At 68.4% G+C, this 23,930-nt stretch carries 24 protein-coding genes; 5 read left to right on the top strand and 19 right to left on the bottom strand.

Going from position 1 to position 23,930, the window contains the following annotated elements:
- Nucleotides 1–20 precede the first annotated feature (20 nt).
- Together ald and O5M90_RS21795 are read right to left on the bottom strand one after the other, a co-directional pair.
- On the bottom strand, nt 21–1,142 hold the full coding sequence (gene ald, locus O5M90_RS21800) for an alanine dehydrogenase (RefSeq protein WP_440402330.1): 1,122 nt from the start codon (nt 1,140–1,142) through the stop codon (nt 21–23).
- Between the two features lie 102 nt (nt 1,143–1,244).
- Nucleotides 1,245–2,789: a methyl-accepting chemotaxis protein gene (locus tag O5M90_RS21795; protein ID WP_269838074.1), complete on the bottom strand. Its 1,545-nt coding sequence runs from the start codon at nt 2,787–2,789 to the stop codon at nt 1,245–1,247.
- 193 nt (nt 2,790–2,982) lie between these two features.
- Between O5M90_RS21795 and O5M90_RS21790 the strand changes: the two genes are divergently transcribed.
- Nucleotides 2,983–4,200, top strand: a complete 1,218-nt coding sequence (locus O5M90_RS21790; protein ID WP_269838075.1) for a 6-phosphofructokinase — start codon at nt 2,983–2,985, stop codon at nt 4,198–4,200.
- Here O5M90_RS21790 and O5M90_RS21785 read toward each other — a convergent pair whose 3' ends face one another.
- The gene (locus tag O5M90_RS21785; protein ID WP_269838076.1) at nt 4,201–4,887 is read right to left on the bottom strand and encodes a haloacid dehalogenase type II; all 687 of its coding nucleotides are present in this window, start codon (nt 4,885–4,887) and stop codon (nt 4,201–4,203) included.
- Nucleotides 4,888–4,915: 28 nt separating this feature from the next.
- Nucleotides 4,916–5,683, bottom strand: a complete 768-nt coding sequence (locus O5M90_RS21780) for a MipA/OmpV family protein (protein WP_269838077.1) — start codon at nt 5,681–5,683, stop codon at nt 4,916–4,918.
- 194 nt (nt 5,684–5,877) lie between these two features.
- Here O5M90_RS21780 and O5M90_RS21775 point away from each other — a divergent pair, with 194 nt between their 5' ends.
- From O5M90_RS21775 to O5M90_RS21765, 3 genes are all read left to right on the top strand, one after another.
- Entirely contained in the window at nt 5,878–6,555 is a 678-nt protein-coding gene (locus tag O5M90_RS21775) for a response regulator transcription factor (protein WP_137941364.1), read from the top strand.
- A complete protein-coding gene (locus O5M90_RS21770; RefSeq protein ID WP_269838078.1) occupies nt 6,552–7,922 on the top strand; it encodes an ATP-binding protein in 1,371 nt (456 codons plus the stop codon). Before O5M90_RS21775 ends, O5M90_RS21770 begins: the two co-directional genes overlap by 4 nt.
- A 136-nt stretch (nt 7,923–8,058) precedes the next feature.
- On the top strand, nt 8,059–8,718 hold the full coding sequence (locus O5M90_RS21765; protein ID WP_332909449.1) for a dienelactone hydrolase family protein: 660 nt from the start codon (nt 8,059–8,061) through the stop codon (nt 8,716–8,718).
- Here the strand turns inward: O5M90_RS21765 and O5M90_RS21760 are convergent.
- Together O5M90_RS21760 and O5M90_RS21755 are read right to left on the bottom strand one after the other, a co-directional pair.
- Nucleotides 8,712–9,809, bottom strand: a complete 1,098-nt coding sequence (locus O5M90_RS21760) for a hypothetical protein (RefSeq protein ID WP_269838079.1) — start codon at nt 9,807–9,809, stop codon at nt 8,712–8,714. The two genes, O5M90_RS21765 and O5M90_RS21760, sit on opposite strands and share 7 nt — an antisense overlap.
- 170 nt (nt 9,810–9,979) lie before the next feature.
- Entirely contained in the window at nt 9,980–10,318 is a 339-nt protein-coding gene (locus O5M90_RS21755; RefSeq protein ID WP_262971410.1) for a hypothetical protein, read from the bottom strand.
- A gap of 124 nt (nt 10,319–10,442) precedes the next feature.
- On the opposite strand from O5M90_RS21755, the gene O5M90_RS21750 reads away from it, so the two are divergent.
- The gene (locus O5M90_RS21750; RefSeq protein ID WP_269838080.1) at nt 10,443–10,769 is read left to right on the top strand and encodes a hypothetical protein; all 327 of its coding nucleotides are present in this window, start codon (nt 10,443–10,445) and stop codon (nt 10,767–10,769) included.
- Between the two features lie 204 nt (nt 10,770–10,973).
- On the opposite strand, the gene adhP is transcribed toward O5M90_RS21750, so the two are convergent.
- The 13 genes from adhP to O5M90_RS21685 all read right to left on the bottom strand — a co-directional run bounded on the left by adhP (nt 10,974) and on the right by O5M90_RS21685 (nt 23,769).
- Nucleotides 10,974–11,996 (bottom strand): alcohol dehydrogenase AdhP, encoded by a 1,023-nt coding sequence (gene adhP / locus O5M90_RS21745; RefSeq protein ID WP_269838081.1) that lies wholly within the window; start codon nt 11,994–11,996, stop codon nt 10,974–10,976.
- A 72-nt stretch (nt 11,997–12,068) separates the two neighbouring features.
- A complete protein-coding gene (locus O5M90_RS21740; protein ID WP_262971412.1) occupies nt 12,069–12,977 on the bottom strand; it encodes a hydroxymethylglutaryl-CoA lyase in 909 nt (302 codons plus the stop codon).
- A 5-nt stretch (nt 12,978–12,982) separates the two neighbouring features.
- Nucleotides 12,983–14,974, bottom strand: coding sequence for an acetyl/propionyl/methylcrotonyl-CoA carboxylase subunit alpha (locus tag O5M90_RS21735; protein ID WP_262971413.1), 1,992 nt, complete (start codon nt 14,972–14,974; stop codon nt 12,983–12,985).
- A 46-nt stretch (nt 14,975–15,020) separates the two neighbouring features.
- The gene (gene dinD / locus O5M90_RS21730) at nt 15,021–15,863 is read right to left on the bottom strand and encodes a DNA damage-inducible protein D (protein ID WP_262971414.1); all 843 of its coding nucleotides are present in this window, start codon (nt 15,861–15,863) and stop codon (nt 15,021–15,023) included.
- Between the two features lie 52 nt (nt 15,864–15,915).
- Nucleotides 15,916–16,962, bottom strand: a complete 1,047-nt coding sequence (gene bioB, locus O5M90_RS21725) for a biotin synthase BioB (protein WP_137941355.1) — start codon at nt 16,960–16,962, stop codon at nt 15,916–15,918.
- Nucleotides 16,959–17,633: a dethiobiotin synthase gene (gene bioD, locus O5M90_RS21720; RefSeq protein WP_269838082.1), complete on the bottom strand. Its 675-nt coding sequence runs from the start codon at nt 17,631–17,633 to the stop codon at nt 16,959–16,961. Before bioD ends, bioB begins: the two co-directional genes overlap by 4 nt.
- Complete coding sequence (gene bioF, locus O5M90_RS21715) at nt 17,630–18,841, bottom strand: 8-amino-7-oxononanoate synthase (protein WP_269838083.1); 1,212 nt, start codon at nt 18,839–18,841, stop codon at nt 17,630–17,632. The genes bioD and bioF overlap by 4 nt, the downstream gene beginning before the upstream one ends.
- The gene (gene bioA, locus O5M90_RS21710) at nt 18,831–20,141 is read right to left on the bottom strand and encodes an adenosylmethionine--8-amino-7-oxononanoate transaminase (RefSeq protein ID WP_269838375.1); all 1,311 of its coding nucleotides are present in this window, start codon (nt 20,139–20,141) and stop codon (nt 18,831–18,833) included. Before bioA ends, bioF begins: the two co-directional genes overlap by 11 nt.
- 5 nt (nt 20,142–20,146) lie before the next feature.
- Nucleotides 20,147–20,932, bottom strand: a complete 786-nt coding sequence (locus tag O5M90_RS21705) for an enoyl-CoA hydratase/isomerase family protein (protein ID WP_137941352.1) — start codon at nt 20,930–20,932, stop codon at nt 20,147–20,149.
- A complete protein-coding gene (locus O5M90_RS21700; protein ID WP_269838084.1) occupies nt 20,929–21,468 on the bottom strand; it encodes a GNAT family N-acetyltransferase in 540 nt (179 codons plus the stop codon). Before O5M90_RS21700 ends, O5M90_RS21705 begins: the two co-directional genes overlap by 4 nt.
- Nucleotides 21,468–21,869, bottom strand: coding sequence for a type II toxin-antitoxin system VapC family toxin (gene vapC, locus O5M90_RS21695; protein ID WP_269838085.1), 402 nt, complete (start codon nt 21,867–21,869; stop codon nt 21,468–21,470). Before vapC ends, O5M90_RS21700 begins: the two co-directional genes overlap by 1 nt.
- Nucleotides 21,856–22,122: a type II toxin-antitoxin system VapB family antitoxin gene (locus tag O5M90_RS21690; protein WP_269838086.1), complete on the bottom strand. Its 267-nt coding sequence runs from the start codon at nt 22,120–22,122 to the stop codon at nt 21,856–21,858. The genes vapC and O5M90_RS21690 overlap by 14 nt, the downstream gene beginning before the upstream one ends.
- Nucleotides 22,123–22,161: 39 nt before the next feature.
- A complete protein-coding gene (locus O5M90_RS21685) occupies nt 22,162–23,769 on the bottom strand; it encodes a carboxyl transferase domain-containing protein (RefSeq protein ID WP_269838087.1) in 1,608 nt (535 codons plus the stop codon).
- Between the last annotated feature and the right edge of the window lie 161 nt (nt 23,770–23,930).

Genomic DNA, 23,930 nt, shown 5'->3' with positions numbered 1-23,930 from the left:
CTACCTTACCGCGTTTTCCCTCACTGGGCGACCAGCAGGCGCTCGGCCGCCACATGCTCGCGGCCCAGGGCTGCGGCCACTGCCGCATGGGTGATCTGGCCGGCCGCCACATTCAGGCCGGCCAGCAGATGCGGGTTGTCCGCCATCGCGCGGCGCCAGCCCTTGTCGGCCAGCGCGAGCGCGTGGGCGATGGTGGCGTTGTTCAGCGCCAGCGTCGAGGTGCGGGCCACCGCGCCGGGCATATTGGCGACGCAGTAGTGCACCACGCCGTCGACGACAAAGGTCGGATCGGCATGGGTGGTGGCATGCGAGGTCTCGAAGCAGCCGCCCTGGTCGATCGCCACATCCACCAGCACCGCGCCCTGGCGCATCTGCGACACCATGGCCCGCGTCACCAGCTTGGGCGCGGCCGCGCCCGGGATCAGCACCCCGCCGATCACCAGATCGGCCGCCAGCACCGCGTCCTCCAGGGCTTGCGCGCTGGAGAACAGGGTGGTGATGCGGTTGCCATAGACCAGATCGAGCCGGCGCAGCGCGTCGACATTGCGATCCAGCACCGTGACGCGCGCGCCCAGGCCCACCGCCATCTGCAGCGCATGGCTGCCGACCACGCCGGCGCCGATGATGACCACATGGCCGGGGGCAACACCCGGCACCCCGCCCAGCAGCACGCCCATGCCGCCCTTGCTCTTCTCCAGATGCGCGGCGCCGGCCTGGATAGCCATGCGCCCCGCCACCTCGCTCATCGGCGCCAGCAGCGGCAGGCCGCCGCCAGGCCCGGTGATGGTCTCGTAGGCGATGCAGACCGCGCCGGAGCGCTGCAGCGCCGCCGCCTGCTCGGGGTCGGGCGCCAGATGCAGATAGGTGTAGAGGATCTGGCCCTCGCGCAGCAGCGCGCACTCCTGCGGCTGCGGCTCCTTGACCTTGACGATCATCTCGGCCCAGGCGAACACCTCGGCCGAATCGGGCGCCAGACGCGCGCCGGCGGCCAGGTACTGCGCGTCGCTCAGCCCGATCGCCGCGCCGGCGCCGGCCTGCACCAGCACCTGATGGCCGCGCGCGCTGAGCTCGCGCACGCTGGCCGGCGTCAGGCCGACGCGGTACTCATGGTTCTTGATTTCGCTGGGACAGCCGATGCGCATGAGGGTCTCCGGATCTTGTGTTGGGAGCCCGTCTTGTACGACCGAGCGGCCCTGCTGTGAAGCGGCATTCGCACCGCTTCACAGGCATTAGCTCGGCTTATCTCAGCGCAGCCGGAACACCGCGACCGCCTGCACCAGCTGCTGGGCCTGCTGCTTCAGGCTCTCGGCCGCGGCGGCCGATTCCTCGACCAGGGCGGCATTCTCCTGCGTGGCGCGGTCCATCTGGGTAACGGCCTCGCCAACCTGGGCCACGCCCGAGCTCTGCTCGCTGCTGGCGGCGCTGATCTCGCCCATGATGTCGGTGACGCGGCGTATCGAGGCCACCACCTCCTCAATGGTGCTGCCGGCGCGGTCCACCTGGCTGCTGCCCAGCTCGACCCGCTCGACGCTGGCGACGATCAGCGACTTGATCTCCTTGGCCGCCTCTGCCGAGCGCCCGGCCAGCGAGCGCACCTCGCTGGCGACGACCGCAAAGCCGCGGCCCTGCTCGCCGGCGCGGGCCGCCTCGACAGCGGCGTTCAGCGCCAGGATATTGGTCTGGAAGGCGATGCCGTCGATCACGCCGATGATGTCGGCGATCTTCTTCGAGCTGGCGCTGATCTCGCGCATCGTGCCCACCACCTGGCTGACCGCCTCGCCGCCCTGGCCCGCCACCTGGGACGCGGCCAGCGCCAGCTGATTGGCCTGCTGGGCATTGTCGGCATTGCCCTTGACGGTGCTGCCCAGCTGCTCCATCGAGGCGGCGGTTTCTTCGAGTGCCGAGGCCTGCTGCTCGGTGCGGGCCGACAGATCGTGGTTGCCCGAGGAGATCTGGGCCGAGGCTGTGGCGACGCTCTCGGCGCCATCGCGCACCTCGCGCACGATGGCCGACAGGCGGGCCTGCATCTCGCGCAGCGCGTTCAGCAGGCGGCCGGTCTCGTTGCTGCCGCCGGCCGAGATCGGCAGCGACAGATCACCGGCGGCCACGCCGCTGGCCACCCGCACGGCCTCGTTGAGCGGCGTGGTGATCGAGCGTATCAGCCACCAGCTCAGGCCTAGCGCCAGGCCCAGCGCCGCGCCGATCAACAGCCCCATCTGCAGCTTGGCGCTGCGCGCCTCCTGCTCGGCCTGCTGGCTGGACAGGTCCATCAGCTTGTTGCCCAGCGTGATCAGCTCATCGGCGGCCGCCATATAGGCCTGCTGCTTGGGCTTCATGTCCTTCAGCAGCACGGCCTTGGCGGTTTCGACATCGCCGGCCCGCAAGGCCTTGGTGACCTTTTCGCGCTCGACCCGGTAGGCGGCACGGGCCTCGTTGAGCTTGGCGATACCGGCCTTGCCGCCCGGCGTCGTCATGATCTTGGTCATTGCGTCGATGGTGGCCCCGGTCGACTTGGAGGCCGCGTCGATCAGCGCGAACTCGGCCTCGATATCGGCCGGCTCGGTCATGATGGCCAGATTGCGCAGCGACAGCGCCACCTGGCTGTTGGTGGCCTTGATCGAGTTGAAGGCCTTGACCTTGGGATAGCGGTCTTCCATCGCCAGCTTGAAGTGGCTGTCCATCGCGTCCAGCTTGGCCCAGGCCAGCAGGCCCAGCAGCAGGATCAGCGCGGCCATCGCGCCAAATCCGAAACCCAGTCGGGTCGATATCTTCATCTGGTCTAAGTTCATCAGTGTCTCTCTGAGTTGGGGTTCCTTCAGCCAGTAGGCGACGCTTGCGGGCTCCCGGCTCGCATGAAAAAACCCCTTGTTACCCTTCATACGGCGCCCCGCTACGCAGAGCGCCCAAAGCGCTCGCTGAGCGCACCGCGGCCGGGCTTTGGGCCACAATCGGCGCCACTGCAAACCAGTCAGGGAGTGATGGATGTCAGCCTGCAAAATCCTCGTCGCCCAGGGCGGCGGCCCGACGGCGGTGATCAACCAGTCGATGGTGGGTGTGGTGCTGGAGGCGCGGCGCAGCCGCCCGGTGGACCTGGTCTACGGCGCGCGGCACGGCGTGCGCGGCATCGTCAGCGAGGACTTTGTCGACCTGACGCAGGAGACCAGCCACAACCTGGAGCTGGTCGCGAGCACGCCCTCGTCGGCGCTGGGCTCGACCCGCGACAAGCCCGACGCCGCCTACTGCCACAAGATCTTCAAGGTGCTGCAGGCCCACGGCATCAGCCACTTCTTCTATATCGGCGGCAATGACTCCTCGGACACGGTGCGCATCGTCGCCGAGGAGGCCGCCGCCGCCGGCTATCCGCTGCGCTGCATCCACATCCCCAAGACCATAGACAACGACCTGGTCGGCAACGACCACACGCCCGGTTTCCCCTCGGCCGCGCGCTTCGTGGCCCAGGCTTTCGCCGGCGCCAATCTGGACAATGCCGCGCTGCCGGGCGTCTATCTGGGCGTGGTGATGGGTCGCCATGCCGGCTTCCTGACGGCCGCCTCGGCGCTGGGCAAGAAGTTCGCCGACGACGGCCCGCATCTGATCTACCTGCCCGAGCGGGTGTTCGAGACCGAGCGCTTCCTGGCCGATGTGAAAGCGATGTACGAGCGCCATGGCCGCTGCGTGGTGGCGGTCTCGGAGGGCATCCATGACGCCTCCGGTGCCCCGATGCTGGCCCAGCTGGCCCGCGACCTGGAGCGCGACGACCATGGCAATGTGCAGCTCTCCGGCACCGGCGCGCTGGCCGATCTGCTGTGCGAGGAGATCAAGAGCAAGCTGGGCATCAAGCGGGTGCGCGGCGACACCTTCGGCTATCTGCAGCGCAGCTTCATCGGCTGCGTGTCGGACGTCGACCAGCGCGAGGCCCGCGAGGTCGGCGAGAAGGCGGTGCAGTTCGCCTTCCACGGCGACCGCGACGGTTCGGTCGCGATCAAGCGCACCGGCTTCTACTCGGTCGACTACGAGCTGCTGCCGCTGGCCGCCGTGGCCGGCAAGACCCGGGTGATGGAGGACGAGTTCATCAGTGCCGAAGGCACCGACGTCACCGATGCCTTCCGACTCTATCTGCGCCCGCTGCTGGGCTCGGGCATGCCCGATGCATTCCGGCTGCGGCCCAACCCGGTCGCCAAGGTGCTCAACCCGGGCTGATCAGCAGCCCAGCATGTCGGCCAGTTCGGTCAGGCTCTGCGCCTCATAGTCAACCGGCCCGACGGCCCGGCTCTCGCCGCGTCCCGGCCCCTGCTCATCGGGCCGCGCGATGAAGGCCGTGGCCAGGCCCGCGGCCCGGGCGGCGGCCAGGTCCGAGCTGTGCGCGGCCACCATCAGCGCGTCCTCGGGCGCGGCGTCGAAGGCGAGCGCGGCCGTCAGATAGACGATGGCCTTGGGCTTGTAGTCGCGCGCCAGCTCGGCACCGGTGATCGCGTCCCAATGCCAGCCGTTCAGGCGGGCGAGATCGGCCATCAGCGAGATATTGCCGTTCGAGCAGGGCGCGAGGCGAAAGCGCCGGCGCAGCCGCTGCAGCGCGGCGCCGACATCGGGCCAGGCCGCCAGCCGGTGCCAGGCCAGATTCAGCTCGCGCCGCGCCGCCTCGTCCAGATGGTCAAGGCCGAAGTCCTTCAGCACGATGTCCAGATTGCGCCGATGCAGCACATCGAGCTTGCAGAAGGGCAGGCGGCCGGCTCTGACCTCCTCCATCGCCGGCTGGTATTGGGCCCGCCAGGCGTCGGCAAAGGCCTCGGCACGCGCGCGGCCCAGCAGCGGCAGCAGCTCGGCCGCGATCGAGCCGCGCCAGTCGACCAGGGTGCCGAAGACATCGAAGAGCAGGACATTGGGCATGAGCCATTGTGCATGGCCCGGCCTCGCCTCAGAAGCTGCGGCTGGCTGCGACGGCCAAAGTCGGCTGGTTCTTCCGCTGCACCAGCGGGCTGCCGGCCGCATCGCCGCGCAGGCTGGCGACACCCAGCTTGGCGAACAGCTGCCAGTCGGCGCCCAGCTGGTAGCTGGCCTGGCCGAACACCCCCAGGCTGTGCAGGCCGGCGCCGACCTGGTGCGGCCGCAGCCCCGAGGCGGCGGCCTGGGCGCTGTTGATGCCCAGCAGGGCCTGGCCCAGTTTGGCATCCATCAGCTTGGCCGAGACGCCGAAGGCCAGCGCCAGGCCGGGAGCGGGCAGCAGGCCGTAGCCGGCTTCGAGCTCCACGCTGCTGCCGCGCCCGCCGGGCTTGCTGTCCTTGCCCAGCCGCGTGCTGCTGACCGCATTGACGAACACCGGCCCCAGCGCCAGCTCGGCACCCAGGCGCAACGCCGGCGCCAGCTTGATCTCGTCGAGCGCCTGCACGCGCAGGCCGTCCTTGCGGCGGCGCTGATGGGTGTCGACGGCCAGCGCGGCGCTGACGCTGGCGCCCTCGCCCAGCTCGGCCTCGTAGCCGAGGCCGCGCAAACTGCCGAGGAAGACCTGCTTGCGCCAGCGCGCCTCGATCAACGGCGCGGCCAGCAGGCGCTGCTTGTCGGCGCCGACGTATTTGGGCTGGGCCAGCGCAGCGACGCCGCCGCGCAAGCGCCAGTCGCTGTCGGCAGCGGTGGCCGGACCGCAGGCGGCCAGCAGGACCAGGGGCAGAACAAGGCTAACTCTCATGAGGGTTTCGGTCTCGCAGTTGATGACACCGGTCAGTGTGCAAAGCCGGCAATGAAGCGGCGATGAAGCGCCGCGGCCCCGCATGAAGCCTTGATGAAGGCCTGCGGTGGCGCCGCCACGGCGATGCGCGGGCGGCGCTTCTAGAATCCGCTGCCGTTGCCGGCGCGGCCCACCAAGGAGGGGGCAGACCCACCATGTCCAGCATTCTTCTGATCGAGGACGACCTGCCTCTGGGGCATTCACTGCAACGCGTGCTGAGCATGGCCGGCCACCGGGTCGTGTGGCTGCGCAGCGCCGGCGACGCGCGGCGCTTTCTCGCCGAGCTGCCCTTCGATCTGCTGCTGCTGGACATCGGCCTGCCGGACGAGAGCGGGCTGGCGCTGCTGGCCTGGTGGCGCGCGCTGGGCCGGGCCACGCCGGTGATGCTGATCACCGCGCGCGACAGCGTCGAGGAGCGGGTCGAGGGGCTGGACGCCGGCGCCGACGACTATCTGGGCAAACCCTTCGCGATGGAGGAACTGCTGTCGCGGGTGCGTGCGCTGCTGCGCCGCCACAGCGGCCAGTCCAGCAACACCTGGCAGCTCGGCGAGCTGGTGATAGACACCGCGCGCCGGCGCGTGCTGCTGGCCGAGGTCGAGGTGGCCCTGTCGGCGCGCGAGTACGACATCCTGCTGACCCTGGCGGCCGAGCCCGGCCGGGTGCTGACGCGCGAGCAGATCGAGCGCGGCCTCGGCGGCGGCGAGCTGCTGGACAGCAATGCCATCGATGTCCATGTCTACAAGCTGCGCAAGAAGCTGGGCAATGACTGGATCGCCACGGTGCGCGGCGTCGGCTATGTGCTGGAGGCGCCGGCCTGCGCCGCCTCCTCGTGAACCCGGCGGCACGCTGGGCGCCGGCCTCGCTGAGCGGTCGCCTGATCGCCTGGCAGGCGTTTGCCCTCTTTGTGGCCTGGCTGGTGCTGGCCGGGCTGCTGACCTGGCGCGGCGTGGCCTGGGGCGAGACCGAGGTGGAGGCGCGGCTGCAGCAGATGGCCACGGTGCTCGTGTCCGCCGCGGCCAGCCCCGAGGCCGAGCTGGCGCAGCGCCTGAAGGCCACCGACGATGCGGTGCTGGCCCTGCTGGGTCTGGGCGATGACGTGGGCGCGGGCCTGCATCCGGCCTACCAGGTCTGGGACGCTCAGGGCCGGCTGCTCTATCGCAGCGTCAACGCCCCGGCCACCCGGCTGGACGCGGAACCTGCGGCGGGCGAGGCCGCGCGCTGGCTGGTGCAGCGCGCAGACCCGGGCCAGGGGCGCGTGCTGCTGATCGCCGAGCCTCGCGAAGCCGACCTCGGCGCGGTGCTGCCGGTGCTCTGGCTGGTCCTGCAGTCCCAGCTGGGCGTCTTCCTCTGGCACGGCCTGGTGATCTGGTTCAGCGTGCGCGCCGGCCTGCGCCCGCTGGCCCTGCTGGCCCAGCGCATCGCGAAGCGCGGCGCCGGCGATCTGGCGCCGGTGCAGGTGGACAAGCTCTACACCGAGACCGCCCCGCTGGTCAGCGCGCTCAACGGCCTGCTGCTGCGCGAAGGCCAGCGCCTGGAGGCGGAGCGGCGCTTTCTGGCCGACGCGGCGCACGAGCTGCGCACGCCGCTGGCCGCCGCCAACGCGCAAGCCCATCTGCTGCTCAGCGAACAGGAGCCGCAGGCCCGCGCCGAGGCGGCCGGCGCGCTGCGCGCCGGCATCGCGCGGGTCTCGCATCTGCTGGCCCAGCTGCTGACCCTGGCGCGCGCCGAGACCACGGTGCAGACGCTCAAGCCCGAGCGCCTGGACGCGGCCGCGCTGCTGCGCGAGCGCATCGCGCTGCTGGCCCCGCTGGCGCGCCAGCGCGGCACCCAGCTGGAGCTGCTGGCCCCCGATCATCACGAGGCGCTGCTGGAGCGCAGCGGCTTCTGCTCGGTGGTCGACAACCTGGTGGACAACGCGATCCGCTACAGCGCGGGTGGCGCGCGGGTCGAGGTGCACCTTGACAAGCTGGCCGCTGGCATCGCGCTGACGGTACGCGATAACGGACCCGGCCTGGAGCCGACCCAGCGCGAGCGGGTGTTCGAACGCTTCTACCGCGTGCCCGGCAGCACCGAGCAAGGCACCGGCCTGGGCCTGGCCATCGTCAAGCGCATCGCCGAACGCGAGGGCGCGACGCTGGATTTTGTCGATGGGCTGGACGGGCGCGGACTGGGGCTGAGGATCAGCTACCCGGCGGCCTGAAGATTCGGGGCGCGGCGCTCCGGCACCGCAAGATACGCCGACGAAAGTTGACGGCCATCGCGCCTGTCCAGGCCGGCTTGAGGTCTACTCAGCGCCTGGCCCACCGGTGGCTCACCCAAGCGACAAGGAGAGATGCATGGCACAGATGATCGACTTCCAGCGCCCCGACGGCGGCACGAGCAGCGCCTGGCTGGCCGAGGCCGGCGCGGGCCGGCCCGGGCTGATACTGATCCAGGAATGGTGGGGGCTGAACCCGCATATCCGTGAGCTGGCCGAGCGCTTTGCCGCCGCCGGGTTCACGACGCTGGCACCCGACCTGTATCGCGGCCGCATTGCCGGCAGCGCCGACGAAGCCAACCACCTGATGACGGGGCTGGACTTCGGCGACGCTACTCACCAGGACCTGGCCGGCGCGCTCGGCTATTTGCGGGCGCGCTGCCCCAAGGTCGGCGTGCTGGGCTTCTGCATGGGCGGCGCGCTGAGCATCGCGGCCGCCGTGCATCTGCCGGGCCTGGCCGCCGCGTGCTGCTTCTACGGCATCCCGCCGGCCGGGGTCGCCGACCCGGCCAAGATCGCCATCCCGCTGCAAGGCCATTTCGCCGAGCGCGACGACTGGTGCACGCCGGCCACGGTGGACGGCCTGGTCGCCGCACTGAAGGTGCCGGCCGAGATCCACCGCTACCCGGCCGACCATGCCTTCTTCAACGACACGCGGCCCGAGGTGTTCGATGCGGCCAGCGCGCAGCTGGCCTGGCAGCGGACACTGGATTTCCTGGGCCGGACCTTGGCTCAGTAACCCGGCAGGTCCTTGAACTCCAGCGTCTTGTCGCTGAACTGCACCCGCTCGATGCTGCGCACGATGATGACGGCACCGTCGGGGCTACCGCTCAGTGCATGGGCATCGGGCAGGCTGCCGTTCGGCGCCAGATGGCGGTAAGGCCCGTAGGCATTGAGGCGGCCGAGCTGCGCGGCGGTGCTGGGGAAGCCGACGATCAAGGTGTCGCGCGCCAGCCCGCCGTCGACGCGCGAGAGCGTCTTGGCCTGGGTCTTGAGCTCGATCACATCGTCGCCGCTGCCGGCAAATATCGTGTTGGGCGCGCGCGGCTTGCCGGTGATGCGATCGGCGCCAGCCCCGCCGAAGAAAGCCGCATGGGCGAGCGCCGCGCCGGCCCCCTGGCCCAGGGTGGCCAGGTCGATCTGCCGGGGCGCATCGCCGCCGACGCTGGCGCCGGTGGTTTCGACCAGCAGGTCCACCAGGCTTGACACCGCACCGCCGCTGGCCTCCACCTTCACGAACACCGCACCGTCGCGCAAGGCCAGCAGCTCGTAGGCCAGCGGATCGTCAAGCGGATGCACCCGGTCCAGCTCGCCAAGGCCGGCATAGAGCTGGTAGCCCGCCGCGTCATAGACCGTCAGATTGCCAGACCACTCATTGCTGCTGGAGAAGCGATAGAAGTGGCCCTGGCTGATCTCGATGCGGTACAGCCCCGAGCCCAGCAGCTTGGCCTGATGGGTCCAGCCATGGGCATTGCCGGCCGGCGCCGCCGCGTAGGCCTTGTCGTCCATGGACCTGGCCTTGGCGGCATCCGCCTCCTGCAGACGCCACTCGATGTCATAGCCATTGGGCTTGGCGATATAGGGGGAGTGGACGGCCAGGGCCGGCGTGGGCGTGGGCGTGGGCGTGGGCGTGGGCGTGGGTGTTGGTGTCGGTGTCGGTGTCGGTGTCGGTGTCGGAGTTGGAGTTGGAGTTGGAGTTGGAGTTGGAGTTGGGGTGTCTCCTCCGCCGCCACCGCCGCCACAGGCGGTCAGCAAAAGCGCCAGCGCCACCGTCGGCCAGGCACCCGCGCGTGCAGCAGTGCCTGATGTCTGTTTTCTATTGCTCTTCATTGATCGAGTTCTCCCTGATGTTCTTGCTTGTCACTCAGTCGACCTGAGTGCTCGGGCAACGCGGGCGGGCGTGAGAGGGGCGACCGCGATTACCGACGCTTACAAAATACCCGGCCCGCAGTCCTTGTCCTGTCTGGACGCAAGACCTGACCCCAGTCGCCGTTCGGTCCCTACTCCCAGCGCCAGTCCGCCGGCAGCCAACCCTGGCGGAACAGCTCCTGCTGGCGGTGCCAGGCGGGGTCCTGCAGCTTGCAGCGGCCGCCGTCCTCGGGCGCCCAGCTGCAGCCCAGCGGTGTCAGCGCGTCCTTCATGCGCTGGATCAGAGCCGCGTCCAGCGGCGCCTCGGGCGCCATCGTCGGGGCGAGCTGCTGCTTCAGGTGGATCAAGCGGTTCAGGGCCTGGGGCGCCGACCAGGAGGTGGTGGCGTGGGGCACGGGACCGAGGTCCAGGCCGTAGACCGAATCGGTGATCAGCGGCAGCGTCGCGGTACTGAAAGCCGTCGATGGCACGCAGCAGCTCGGCGCCCCAGCGCGGCGTGCTCGCAATCACCGGGTCGTGGGGCTCCACCAGGCCGCTGCTCTCGCTGAGCCGGTAATAGCCCAGCATGCGCGAGCGGTAGCGCAGCGTGGCGGCATGGCCGATGCCATCATCGATCAGCAGGATGGTCTGGTCGGCACGCAGCTTGGCGGGCAAGGCCTGACCCTGGGAAAAGCGGATGTCCTTGAGCGGCTCGCAGTGACCGGTCTGGCTCTGGCGGCAATCGATCGCCGCTATCCTGGCCTTCTGCTCGGCCACGAAGACCTCGACCTGCTGGCGCAGCAAGGCCTTGTCGATGCCCACGGGCTCAGTCACGGCTGGCGGGGGGCGGCGGAGGCGTGTCGCTGCCACCGCCGCCGCCACAGGCGACCAGCAAAAGCGCCGCAGCGAGCACGCTCAGCCCTGCCCCGCCGCAAGGGCTAAGAGCCTTGTTGTACTTCATCGAATCATCTCCCTGATGTTCTGTTCGGCGTCCTGTCGGCCGCGTCCGGTCTGTGCCGGGACTGAGCCGCAGCCGGATGGGCCGGCTGGCGTGACGCCGATTCTCGGGGGCGAATGATGAAGGCGGTCTTAAGCGGAGTTGCCGGCGTGCGCGCAACGCACAGCCCTGGCCGGCGCAGGCGCCGCTCAGATTTTCAGCACCACCCGGCCGTCGATGCGGCCCTGCTTCATCGCGGCGAAGATGTGGTTGATGTTCTCGATCTTGTCGCTCGAGTAGTGCGCGCTGACCTTGCCCTCACCGGCGAACTGCAGGGCCTCCTGCAGGTCCAGCCGGGTGCCGACGATGGAGCCGCGCACGGTCTTGGCATTGAGCACCATATCGAAGATGGGCAGCTCGAAACTGCCCGGCGGCAGGCCGACGAGGGACATGGTGCCGCGCTTGTGCAGCATCGCGAGCCCCTGGGCGAAGGCGCTGCGCGACACCGCGGTGACCAGCACGCCATGGGCGCCGCGCAGCTGCTTCTGCACCTCGGCCACCGGGTCGCCCGTGGCCGCGTTGAGGCACAGCTCGGCACCGAGCTCGCGGGCCAGCTGCAGCTTGTCCTCGGCCACATCGACGGCGATCACATGAAAGCCCATCGCTTTCGCATACTGCACCGCCATATGGCCCAGGCCGCCGATGCCCGAGATCGCGATCCAGTCGCCGGGCTTGCAGTCCAGCACCTTCAGGCCCTTGTAGACGGTGACGCCGGCGCACAACACCGGCGCGGCCGGCGCGAAGTCCAGCCCTGCCGGCAGATGGCCGACATAGCCGGGGTCGGCCAGCACGTACTCGGCAAAGCCGCCGTTGACCGTGTAGCCGGTCATCTGCTGGCCGTCGCACAAGGTTTCCCAGCCGCCCAGACAATGCTCGCAATGGCCGCAGCTGGTGTGCAGCCAGGGCACACCGACCCGGTCGCCCTCCTTCAGGAACTTGACGCCGGCCCCGACCCGCGCCACATAGCCAGCGCCCTCATGGCCCGGGATGAAGGGCAGGCTGGGCCGGACCGGCCAGTCGCCCTCGGCCGCGTGCAGATCGGTGTGGCAGACCCCGCTGGCCACCACCTTGACCAGCACCTGGCCCGGCGGCACCTCGGGCACATCCACCTCGTCGATGTCCAGCGGACGGCCGAACTCACGGACCACCGCAGCCTTCATCTTCTCCGTCATGGCAACACTCCTGAGCAAGAGGATCCTGCTCGGCAGTGTCCCTGGCCGTGGTACCGGCCGTCTTGATCTGGATCAGCCCGCCCGCTTGGCCAGCAAGGCCCGCGCGACGCGGGCGACCGGCGGGCGGCCCAGCGCGCTGGAGATGTAGGCGCTGGCATCGACCAGCTTGTCGATGTCGATGCCGGTCTCTATGCCCAGACCGTTGAGCATGAAGAGCACGTCCTCGGTCGCGACATTGCCGGTCGCGCCCTTGGCATAAGGGCAGCCGCCCAGGCCCGCGACGCTGGCATCGAAGCTGTGCACGCCCAGCTCCAGGCAGGCGTAGATATTGCTCAGCGCCTGGCCATAGGTGTCATGGAAATGTCCGCTGACCTCGACCAGCGGATAGTGCTTGAGCGCCCGCTCCATCGCGGTCTGCACCTTGCGCGGCGTGCCGACGCCTATGGTGTCGGCCACGCCCATATGGTCGACACCGATGCTCTTCATCAGCAGCACCACGCGCTCCACCTGGTCCGCGCTGATCTCGCCCTCGTAAGGGCAGCCCAGCGCGCAGGACAGCGCACCGCGCACCTTGATGCCTGCCTCGTGCGCGGCGGCCACCACGGGGGCGAAACGCTCGATGCTCTCGGCAATCGAGCAGTTGATGTTCTTCTGCGAGAAGGCCTCGCTGGCCGCAGCGAACACGACAATCTCGTCGGGCTTGGTCGGCAGCGCGGCTTCCAGACCCTTCATATTCGGCGTCAGCACCGAGTAGCGCACGCCGGGCTTGCGCGTGATCGCCGTCATCACCTCGGCGTTGTCGGCCATCTGCGGCACCCATTTCGGCGAAACGAAGCTGGTGACCTCGATCTCCTTCAGGCCGGCGTCCTGCAGCATGTGCACGAGCGTGGCCTTGTGCTCGGTGGACACCGGCTGCTTCTCGTTCTGCAGGCCGTCGCGCGGGCCGACATCGACGAGGGTGACTCGATTGGGCAGGCTCATTGTGTTTACTCCAGTCGCAAGAGTTCGGCACCATCGCCGACCTGATCGCCGACCGCAAACAGCAGCTCAGCCACCACGCCGTCACGCGGCGCATTGATCGTGTGCTCCATCTTCATCGCCTCCATCACCGCCAGCGCCTGGCCCTTGGTGACGGTGTCGCCGGGCTGGGCCAGGAAGGACACCATCTTGCCCGGCATCGGCGCCGTCAGCCGGCCGGCCTCGGCGGCCCCTTCGCCGGCATGGGCAATCGGGTCGATCTCGGTCAGCAGCGCCGAGCCCTGGGGCGCGAACACCGCCACCTGCTCGCCCAGCGCGTAGGTCTTGACCATCACGCGCTGCTGGTCCAAGCCTTCGCCGAGCAGCAGTTCGTGGCTTTCCAGGCTGGCGGAGTTGACGGCAAAAGCCTGCGCCTGTCCTTCCACGGTCAGCTGCATGCCGCCATGGTGATGGCGCGACAGCAGCACCTCGTGATGGGCACCGCCGGTCTCCAGATCGAAGCGGCGCGCCGAGGCGCCGTACATGCGCCAGCCATCGCGGCGGCTCCAGGGGTCGCTGGTCTGCAGGCTGGCCTCATGGGCCAAGGTATGGGCGACGACGGCCGCCGCGGCGATGGTCAGCGGCAGGCCCGTTTGTTCGAACAGCGCGGCGCGCTCGCGCTCGATCAGTCCGGTGTCCAGATCGGCCTGGGTGAACGAGTCCGTCGAGGCGCAGCGGCGCAGAAAGGCCACATTGGTCTGCAGGCCGACGATGTGCGTGTCGCGCAGCGCCGCATCGAGACGGGCCAGCGCCTGGGCCCGATCCTCGCCCCAGACAATCAGCTTGGCCACCATCGAGTCGTAGAAGGGGCTGATCGCATCGCCCTCGCCGACGCCCGAGTCGATCCGCACATCGCCGCGCTGGAAGCTGACATGGGCCGGCCAGCGCGCCACGCTCAAGCTGCCGGTGGCCGGCAGGAAACCGGCCTCGGGGTTCTCGGCGCAGATGCGGGCTTCGATCGCATGGCCGTGCATGCGCAGCTGATCCTGCTTCAGCGGCAGTGGCTCGCCCGAGGCCACGCGCAGCTGCCACTCGACCAGATCCTGGCCGGTGATCGCTTCGGTCACCGGATGCTCGACCTGCAGCCGGGTGTTCATCTCCATGAAATAGAAACGCCCGTCCTGCTCACAGATGAACTCCACCGTGCCAGCGCCGACATAGCCCACCGCTTTCGCCGCAGCCACGGCGGCATGGCCCATCTCGGCGCGGCGCTCGGCCGTCATGCCCGGTGCGGGCGCTTCTTCCAGCACCTTCTGGTGGCGGCGCTGCACCGAGCAGTCGCGCTCGAACAGATAGACGCAGTCGCCCTGGGTGTCGCCGAAAACCTGGATCTCGATATGGCGGGGCTTTTGCACATAGCGCTCGATCAGCACCGCATCGTCGCCGAAGCTGTTGATCGCCTCGCGCTTGCAGGAGGCCAAGGCCGCATCGAATTCTTCGGCCTTCAGCACCGCCCGCATGCCCTTGCCACCGCCGCCGGCGCTGGCCTTGATCAGTACCGGAAAGCCGATGCGCTCGGCCTCGCGCTTGAGCAGCGCGGGGTCCTGGTCGGCGCCGTGATAGCCGGGCACCAGCGGCACGCCGGCCGCTTCCATCAAGCGCTTCGATTCGGCCTTCAGGCCCATGGCCTGGATGGCCGAGGCCGGCGGGCCGATGAAGACCAGGCCAGCGTTCTTGCAGGCAGTGGCGAACTCTTCGTTCTCGCTGAGGAAGCCATAGCCCGGATGGACCGCTTCGGCGCCGGTAGCCTTGGCGGCGTCGAGGATGCGCTGCCATTGCAGATAGGAGTCGCGCGGCGCCGGGCCGCCGATCAGCACCGCCTCGTCGCAGGCCAGCACATGCTTGGCGCGGGCGTCGGCCTCGGAGTACACCGCCACGGTCTTTAGCCCCAAGCGCCGGGCGGTAGCCGCGACACGGCAGGCGATTTCGCCGCGATTCGCGATCAGGATTTTCTTGAACATGGCAGGTCTCCAGTCATTGCTTGCTTGTTGGCTTGTCGGTCCATGGTCATGAGTCAAGACCATCGGGATTCTTCAGGGATTTCTTGTCCTCGGACGCTAAGCGGCGCTCCACCTTCTTCACATCCTCTGCGGCCGGCAGGCTCTCGGGTCGAATGCCCCGGTCGAGCAGGGTCTTGCGCACGGCTTCGTTATTGGTGACGTGTTCTTGGGAGATGGCGCCCTCACTCGCCATCCGATGCTCACGGGCATTGAAGATCGTGATCTCGGCGGCGAAGTCCTTGGCCTTGAGGACGATGGTGGGCGCGAAGTCGGCCAGCGGCCGGCTCTCGGGGACTTTCCACTGCGCCTTCATCGCCTGCGTGGATTTTCCGAACAGGGCCTGATCGCCCTTGCTACGGATCAGGGCGAAGTCCTGATTGCCGCCCGCTTGCTCGTAGATCACATCCGAGAGTTCCTTTTCGGTGGCGCTGAGCTTTCGGCGTGCCGAGATGCGCTCTGCATCAAGCAGGCGCTGCTCGATGAGCTCCGCCCGCCGAGTCTGGATGGCAAAGTAGGTTTGCGCGAAGGCGATTTCCTGCTTCTTCGAGTCCCCGTTCTGAGCGATCAGGTAACAGGCGTAACGCGTGAGCATGATGTCGTCCACCTCACGCTGGCTGCCCGAGCCCAGCTCGACCATTTTGTTGACGGCAACAAAATGGTCGGACACCGGGTGCCCGGACACTTCGCAAGCGATCCTGGCCTTGGCAATGACGGCACCGAAATTCCGCCATTCCGCATAGCCAAGCAAAAACTGCAGATCGCGAGCAAGCCAGTACTCGACCCCGCCGTCGGTCTGCTGCGCGTGGCCTTCAAAGGTACTGGTCAAGGAATGAACGATTTCAGTTTTCATCTTTGACTCCCTGAAGTGTTTCGTCACTCAACAGACCAGCCGTTCGCTCGCCTCAATGCGCCGTGCAAGCCTTGCTTTCACATGCCTCAGCCGACGGCGATGACAACTCCGCCTCGGTCGCGCAGCGCATGCCCAAGCGATCCAGCAGCGCCCTATCTTTCTCCGCCTGCGGATTGCTGGTGGTCAGCAGCTTGTCGCCATAGAACATCGAATTCGCCCCGGCCAGGAAGCACATGGCCTGCAGGCTCTCCGGCATTTCCTCGCGACCGGCCGACAGCCGCACCATCGCCCTCGGCATCGTGATCCGCGCCACCGCGATCGTCCGCACGAACTCGAAGGGGTCCAGCGCGGCGGTGCCGGCCAGCGGCGTGCCTTCGACCTGGACCAGGTTGTTGATCGGCACCGACTCGGGATAGGGGTCCAGATTGGCCAGCTGCACGATCAGGCCGGCGCGCTGGCGGCGGGTTTCGCCCATGCCGACGATGCCTCCGGAGCAAACCTTCAGGCCGACGCCGCGCACGCGGTCCAGCGTGTCGAGCCGGTCCTGGTAGGTGCGGGTCGTGATGATCTGGCCGTAGAACTCGGGGGCGGTGTCGAGGTTGTGGTTGTAATAGTCCAGGCCGGCCTCGCGCAGTTGCTCGGCCTGGCCATCGGCCAGCATGCCGGCGGTCAAGCAGGTCTCCAGACCCATGGCCTTGACCTCGCGCACCATGTCGCCGATCTGCTCCAGATGGCGCTCCTTGGGCGCGCGCCAGGCCGCGCCCATGCAAAAGCGCGTCGCGCCATTGGCCTTGGCGGCACGAGCGGCTTCCAGCACCTCGTCCAAGGGCAGCAGCTTCTCGGCCTTCAGCCCGGTGTCGAAGTGGGCCGATTGCGGGCAGTACTTGCAGTCCTCCTCACAGCCACCGGTCTTGATCGACAAGAGCGTGGACAGCTGCACCGCATTGGCATCGAAATGCTCGCGGTGCACGGTCTGGGCGCGGAACAGCAGGTCGTTGAAGGGCAGCTCGAACAGGGCCGCGACCTCGTTGACGGTCCAAGGCTTGGCGTTGCGGCGGTCGGCGTCGGTGGTCGGCGTCAGGGTTTGGATCTGGTTCATAGAGGGACGTTTTTGAGGTGCGCGGCCACGGCCGCGGGAGTCGGATCGGGAAGCCGAGGCACATGGCCCCAGCAAGGCACTTGCAGGCCGGCCGCCAGCGCCGCGAGATTGTCGGCCACATGACCAAAAGCCGGGTCCACCGTGTTGGCCACCCAGCCGGCCAGCACGAGGCGGCGAGCACGGATGGCTTCGGCCGTCAACAAGGCATGGTTGATACAGCCCAGCCGCAGGCCGACTACCAGCACGACGGGCAGGGCCAGATCCACCGCGAGGTCGGCGGTGTCCCAGGCCTCGGTGAGCGGTACGCGAAAGCCGCCGACGCCCTCCACCAAGACCAGATCGGCCTTGGTGGCGGTGCTGCGGATCGCGGCCAGCAGGGCGCCCCGCTCGATGCTGCGACCCTCCAGCCGCGCAGCGATATGCGGGGCACAGGCGGTGCGCAGCTGCAGCGGGCACACCTCGTCAAGACTCAGGCCCAGGGTCTGCGCAGCGTGCAGCTGGCTGACATCCTCGTTGACCCAGCGCCCCTGGTCATCCTGAGCCTGCCCTGCGGCCAGCGACTTGATAGGCGCGACGCGCTGTCCGGCCTGCTGCCAGACTTGGGTCAGGCCGGCCGTGATCGCGGTCTTGCCAATCTCGGTGTCGGTGCCGGTGATGAAGAAGCCCTTCATTGGATGGCCTCCGCCTCCAGCGCGGTCAGCAGGCGGTCGACATCGGCCGCCGTGTGCGTGGCGCACAAGGTGATGCGCAGCCGCGCCTCGCCTTTGGGCACGGTCGGCGGACGGATGCCCGGCACGCGCAGGCCCTGGGCCTCCAGCGCCGCCGCCAGCCGCATCACCTCGGCATTGCCGCCGATGATCAGCGGCTGCACGGGGGTGTCGGAGGCGGCCAGGCGCCAGCTCAGGCGCGGATGGCTCGCCAGCAAACGGGCCACGCCGCTGCGCAGCCGCGCCTGCAGATCGATCAGCGCCGCGCGGCGCTGCGCGCCGGTCTCGCCCTCGATCAGGTCCAGGCTGGCCTGCAGCGCATGGGCAACAGCCGGCGGCGAGGCGGTCGTGAAGATATAGGTGCGCGCGGCCTGCAGCAGGTACTGGATCACCGTCTCGTGAGCCGCGACGAAGGCGCCGGCCAGGCCGGCGGCCTTGCCCAGGGTGCCGACCGCAATCAGCCGCTCGCTGCGCAGCTGGAAATGTTCCAGCGCGCCGCGCCCCCGCCCGCCCAGCACGCCGAAACCATGGGCATCGTCGACGATCAGCCAGGCATCGAACCGCTCGGCCAGGGCCAGCAACTCTGGCAGCGGCGCGATATCGCCATCCATGCTGAACACCGCATCGCTGACGATCAGCTTGAGCTTGGCCGTGCTGGCCTGCAGCTGCGCGCGCAGCGCGGCCAGATCCGCGTGGGCATAGCGCCGGGCCTGGGCCTTGGCGAGGCGGCAGCCATCGATCAAGGAGGCATGGTTCAGCGCATCCGAGAAGATCTCGGCATCGGCATCACCGAGCGCGGTGATCACCGCCAGATTGGCCATATAGCCGGTGCAGAAGCCCAGCACCTGGGCCTGCGGGATGTGCGGCGCGAACCAGGCGGCCAGGCGCTGCTCCAGCTGCTCGTGCGCGATCGAATGGCCGCTGATCAGATGCGAGGCGCCGGAGCCGCCGCCATAGATCTGGGCGCCCTCGGCCAGCGCCGCCGCCAGCCGCGGCTCGGCCGCCAGGCCCAGATAGTCATTGCTGCAGAACATCAGCAGCTCGCGCGTTAGGCCGTCGGCGCCGCGCACCAGCTGTTTGGCGGCCGTGGGGCTTTGCGCGGCACGCAGGAAGCGGGTCAGGTCTTGCGCGGCGATTGCGGCCAGCTTGGTTTGCAGATGCTCAAGAAGCATGGCTGAGCACCTCATTCAGCGTGGCCTGCACGGCCTCGACAAGAAACTGCGCGGTGGGCGCGTCGATCAGATAAGGCGGCATCAGGTAGACGGTGTGGCCGATCGGGCGTATCAGCAGCTCATGGGTGCGCGCGGCCAGGTGGAAGCGCTCGGCAAAACCCGGCCCGGCATCGATCACATCGAAGGCCAGCACCATGCCGCGCTGGCGCTGATTCGCGATGCGCGCATCGGCGGCCAAGGGCGCAAAAGCCTCGGCCAGCAGGGTCGCCTGCTCGCGGTTGCGCGCCAGCTGGCCGGCATCGAAGCGGTCCAGCACCGCATTGGCCGCCGCGCAGGCCAGCGCATTGCCGGTATAGGAATGCGAGTGCAGAAAGCCACGCGAGACGTCCTCGCTCCAGAAGGCCTGGTAGACCTCGTCCGTCGTCAGCACCAGGGACAGCGGCAGCGTGCCACCGGTGATGCCTTTGGATAGCAAGAGGAAGTCCGGCCAGGGTGCATCGGCCTGCTCCCACGCGAAGAAGGTGCCGCTGCGCCCGCAGCCGACCGCGATCTCGTCGGCGATCAGGTGCACCTCGAACTCGCTGCACAGCGCGCGCAGGCCGCGCAGATAGGACGGCTCGTGCATCACCATGCCGGCGGCGCCCTGGATCAGCGGCTCGACGATGACGGCGGCGATATGGTCGTGGCGCGCTTCGAGCAGGGCCCGCATTGCGGCCAGCGCCTGGGCCTCGTTGTTCAATCGGCTGTCGGGCGATTCGACGATGTGGGCGCGCATCAACAGCGGGTCGTAGGCGTCGCGGAAGATCGCCACATCGGTGACGGCCAGCGCGCCGATGGTCTCGCCGTGATAGCCATTCTTCAGGCAGACGAACTCGCGTTTCTCGGTGCGGCCGCGGTTGCGCCAGCTGTGAAAACTCTGCTTCAGCGCGATCTCGACCGCCGACGCCCCGTCGCTGCCGAAGCACACATGGCCCAGGGCCCCGCTGGTGCGCGCGCTCAGGCGCTCGGCCAGGCGCACCGCCGGCTCATGGGTGCAGCCGGCCAGCATCACATGGGGCAGGGTGTCGAGCTGGGATTTGATCGCGGTGCTCAGCCCTGCATCGGAGTGGCCGAAGAGATTGACCCACCAGGAGGAGCAGGCATCGAAATAGCGCCGGCCCTGGTGATCAAACAGCCAGGCGCCCTCGCCACGCGCCATCGGCAGCGGCGGCAGCTTGGCGGCCCGCGCCATCTGCGTGCAGGGGTGCCAGATGCTGCCGAGGCTGCGGCGCTGCCAGTCTTCTTGTACCGCCAAAGACATCGGAGTCAGTTCAGCCACGAAGGCTTGCTCTTGTTCAGAAAGCTCTGCACACCCTCGCGCCCCTCGGCGCTGGCGCGAATGTCGGCGATGCGGCGTGCGGTGTCGTCGCGCAGCGCCGGCGTGATCGGCTCATGGGCCAGGTCCTGCACCAGCTTCTTGCAGGCGCGCACGGCGGCCGGGCCATTGGCGATCAAGGCCACCGACAAGGCATCGACCTTCTCGTCCAGCGTGTCGGCCGTCGCCAGCTCATGGACCAGGCCCAGGCGCTGCGCCTCGGTGGCCGAGAAGCGCTCGGCCGTGAGGAAATAGCGCCGCGAGGCCTGTTCGCCCAGGGCCCGCACGACATAGGGGCCGATGGTGGCCGGCAGCAGGCCGAGCTTGGCCTCGGACAGACAGAAGCCCGCCGTGTCGGCCGCGACGACGATGTCGCAGACCGACACCAGGCCGACGCCGCCGGCATAGACATCGCCCTGCACCCGCGCGATCACCGGCACGGGGCAGCTGTAGATGGTCCACAGCATCTCGGCCAGCAGGCGGGCGTCGGCATGGTTCTCGTCCCAGCTGAAGCCGGCCATCGATTTCATCCAGTTCAGGTCGGCGCCGGCGCAGAAGGCCTTGCCCTCGGCAGCCAGCACGATGGCGCGCAGCGTCGTGTCCTGCCCCAGGGCCGCAAAGGCCGCCGTCAGCTCGGCGATCAGGAGCTCGTTGAAAGCGTTCCGCACCTCGGGGCGGTTCAAGGTCACGCGCGCCACATGGCCTTCGCGGCGGATATGCAGGGTGTTCGTCATCATGGCTCTCCGAGTGTCTTGACCATCAGCACGCTGGCATAGGTCTTGCCGTCCCACTGCACCTCGCCGACCTGGGCGTAGCCGCGCTTGGCATAGCGGCGCTGCAGATGCTCGGCCGGCTTGGCAGTGTCCAGCGCTACGCGCCGATAGCCCTGGCCATGAGCCCATTGCTCGGCCACATCCATCAGCCGCTCTGCCAGGCCCTGGCCACGCTCGTCGGGATGGACGGCCAACTGGGCCAGGATCGCGGTGCCGGTCTCGGTATAGAGCGAGGGCACGGCGTCGCCCAGATATCGGCCGTCGGCCGGCTTGGGCGGCGCGATCGTCACGGTGCCGACCAGTCGCCCGGCGCGCTCGGCGACAAAGGCCTGGCCGGTAGCGACCCGCTCGCGCGTGGTCTGCACGTTTTGTGTCGCGGCGGTGAAGTTCCAGCCCTGAGCCAGCAAGGTCGCATAGGCCTTGTGCAACAAGGCGGTCAGGCGCTCGATCGAGTCGCCGGCGGCCAGCGGCCTGATCGTGATGTGCGTCGTCGTGTTCATCAATGGGTCCATACCTTGAGCCCGCGCCGCGCCTCCAGCGCGTCGAAGTCGCGGCCCTTGTGCAGCAGCGCGTAGTCGTTCTCGATGCAGAAGGCGGCCACTATCACATCGATGCCGCTGCGCACCGTGTAGCCGGCGGCGCGCAGATCGCGGTAATGCTGAACGGCGGCCAGGGCCGTGCCTTCGCCGCCGCAGATCTCGATGCTCAGCCCCTGCATCAGCAGGCTGGCCTGGCGCAGGTCGCGCTCATGCCGGAAGCCGCGCAAGACCTCGAACAGCACCAGATCGGGCACGACGATGCGCACCTCGCCGTGGTCCAGCAACTGGGCCAGCTGATCGACGGCCGGATGCTCGGCCCCGGCGAAGAAATCGATCCAGACGCTGGAGTCAACGACCAGCACGGTTCTTCTTCCTGGGCGCCGGCTCGCGCGCCACCAGCGCCCGAGCGGACTCGGCAGCGGGCGCGCTCGTCCAGTCCACGCTGTCGTCGCCTTCCCACTGGAGCTTGCCGCGCCATTTGAGGATCTCGCGATAGGCCGACTGGCGCGCCAACAGACGCAAACCCGCCTCGACCGCCTCCTTCTTGGTCTTGAAGGGGCCGGCCTGCAAGGCCTTGGCCATCAAGTCGTCATCAATCTCGATATTGGTGCGCATGATGTGTACCATCAGTAAACTTAACACACATGCTACACCTCACATCCGGAACACACCAAACTTCGTCTCGGCAATCGGCGCATTCAGCGCCGCCGACAGACCCAGGGCCAGCACGCGACGGGTGTCGGCCGGGTCGATCACGCCGTCGTCCCAGAGCCGCGCCGAGGCGTAGTAAGGATGACCCTGATCCTCGTACTGCTGGCGGATCGGCGCCTTGAAAGCCTCTTCCTCCTCGGACGACCAACTGCCGCCCTTGGCCTCGATGCCGTCGCGCTTGACCGTGGCCAGCACGCTGGCGGCCTGGTCGCCGCCCATCACCGAGATGCGCGCGTTGGGCCACATCCACAGGAAGCGCGGGCTGTAGGCGCGGCCGCACATGCCGTAATTGCCAGCGCCGAACGAGCCGCCGATGATGATGGTGAACTTGGGCACCGCGGCGCAGGCCACCGCCGTCACCATCTTGGCGCCGGCGCGGGCAATGCCCTCGTTCTCATACTTGCGGCCGACCATGAAGCCGGTGATGTTCTGCAGAAAAACCAGCGGGATCTTGCGCTGGCAGCACAGCTCGATGAAGTGCGCGCCCTTGTTGGCGCTCTCGGCGAACAGGATGCCGTTGTTGGCGACGATGCCCACCGGCATGCCCTCGATATGGGCGAAGCCGCAGACCAGGGTGGCGCCATAACGGGCCTTGAATTCATCGAACTCCGAGCCGTCAACGACGCGGGCAATCACCTCGCGCACATCGAAGGGCTTGCGGGTGTCGGTCGGGATCACGCCATGCAGCTCGGCCGCGTCGAACAGCGGCGCGCGCGGCGCCTGAGTCAGGAGCTGACCCTCCTTGCGCCAGTTCAGCGCCGCCACCGACTGGCGCGCCAGCGCCAGCGCATGGGTATCGTCATTGGCCAGATGGTCGGCCACGCCGGACAGCCGCGTATGCACATCGCCGCCGCCCAGGTCTTCGGCGGTCACGACCTCGCCGGTCGCTGCCTTCACCAGCGGCGGGCCACCCAGAAAGATGGTGCCCTGGTTCTTGACAATGATGGTCTCATCGCTCATCGCCGGCACATAGGCGCCGCCGGCTGTGCAGGAGCCCATCACGACGGCGATCTGCGGCACGCCCTGGGCGCTCAGATTGGCCTGGTTGAAAAAGATCCGCCCGAAATGGTCGCGGTCCGGGAACACCTCGTCCTGGTTCGGCAGATTGGCGCCGCCGGAGTCGACCAGATAGATGCAGGGCAGGCAGTTCTGCTGCGCGATCTCCTGCGCCCGCAGATGCTTCTTGACCGTGATCGGGTAATAGGTGCCGCCCTTGACCGTGGCGTCGTTGCAGACGATCAGGCATTCGACGCCCGAGACCCGGCCGATGCCGGCAATCATGCCCCCGCCCGGTGCCGCGTTGTCGTACATATTCAGGCCGGCCAGCGGGGCGATCTCCAGAAAGGGCGTGCCGGGGTCCAGCAGCATCTCGACCCGCTGGCGCGGCAGCAACTTGCCCCGAGCGGTGTGCTTGGCTCGGGCCGCCTCGCCGCCGCCCTGGGCGATCTGCTCCAGCCGCGCGCTGAGATCGGCGATGACGCCGCGCATCGCCTCGGCATTGGCCTTGAAATCCGCCGAACGGGCGTTGAGCTTGGTGGTGAGGACGGCCATCTTGTCTCCAGAGCGGCCCGCCTCAGCACAAATTCTGAGTCAGGCTCAATTCATGTTTTTGCAGCTTCTTAAGAAGCTGCGAGAGCGCGAGAATAGTTCAGAGCGGGCACTCGCGCAAGCAGGCTTGAGCTTTACTCAAGAATTGCGCACAATCGTGCCAC

Origin of the sequence: Paucibacter sp. M5-1 (assembly GCF_027498415.2) — a bacterium.
Lineage (GTDB): Bacteria > Pseudomonadota > Gammaproteobacteria > Burkholderiales > Burkholderiaceae_C > Roseateles_E.
The sequence above is the reverse complement of the archived record's forward strand: the minus strand, read 5'-3'. Positions and strand labels throughout refer to the sequence as shown.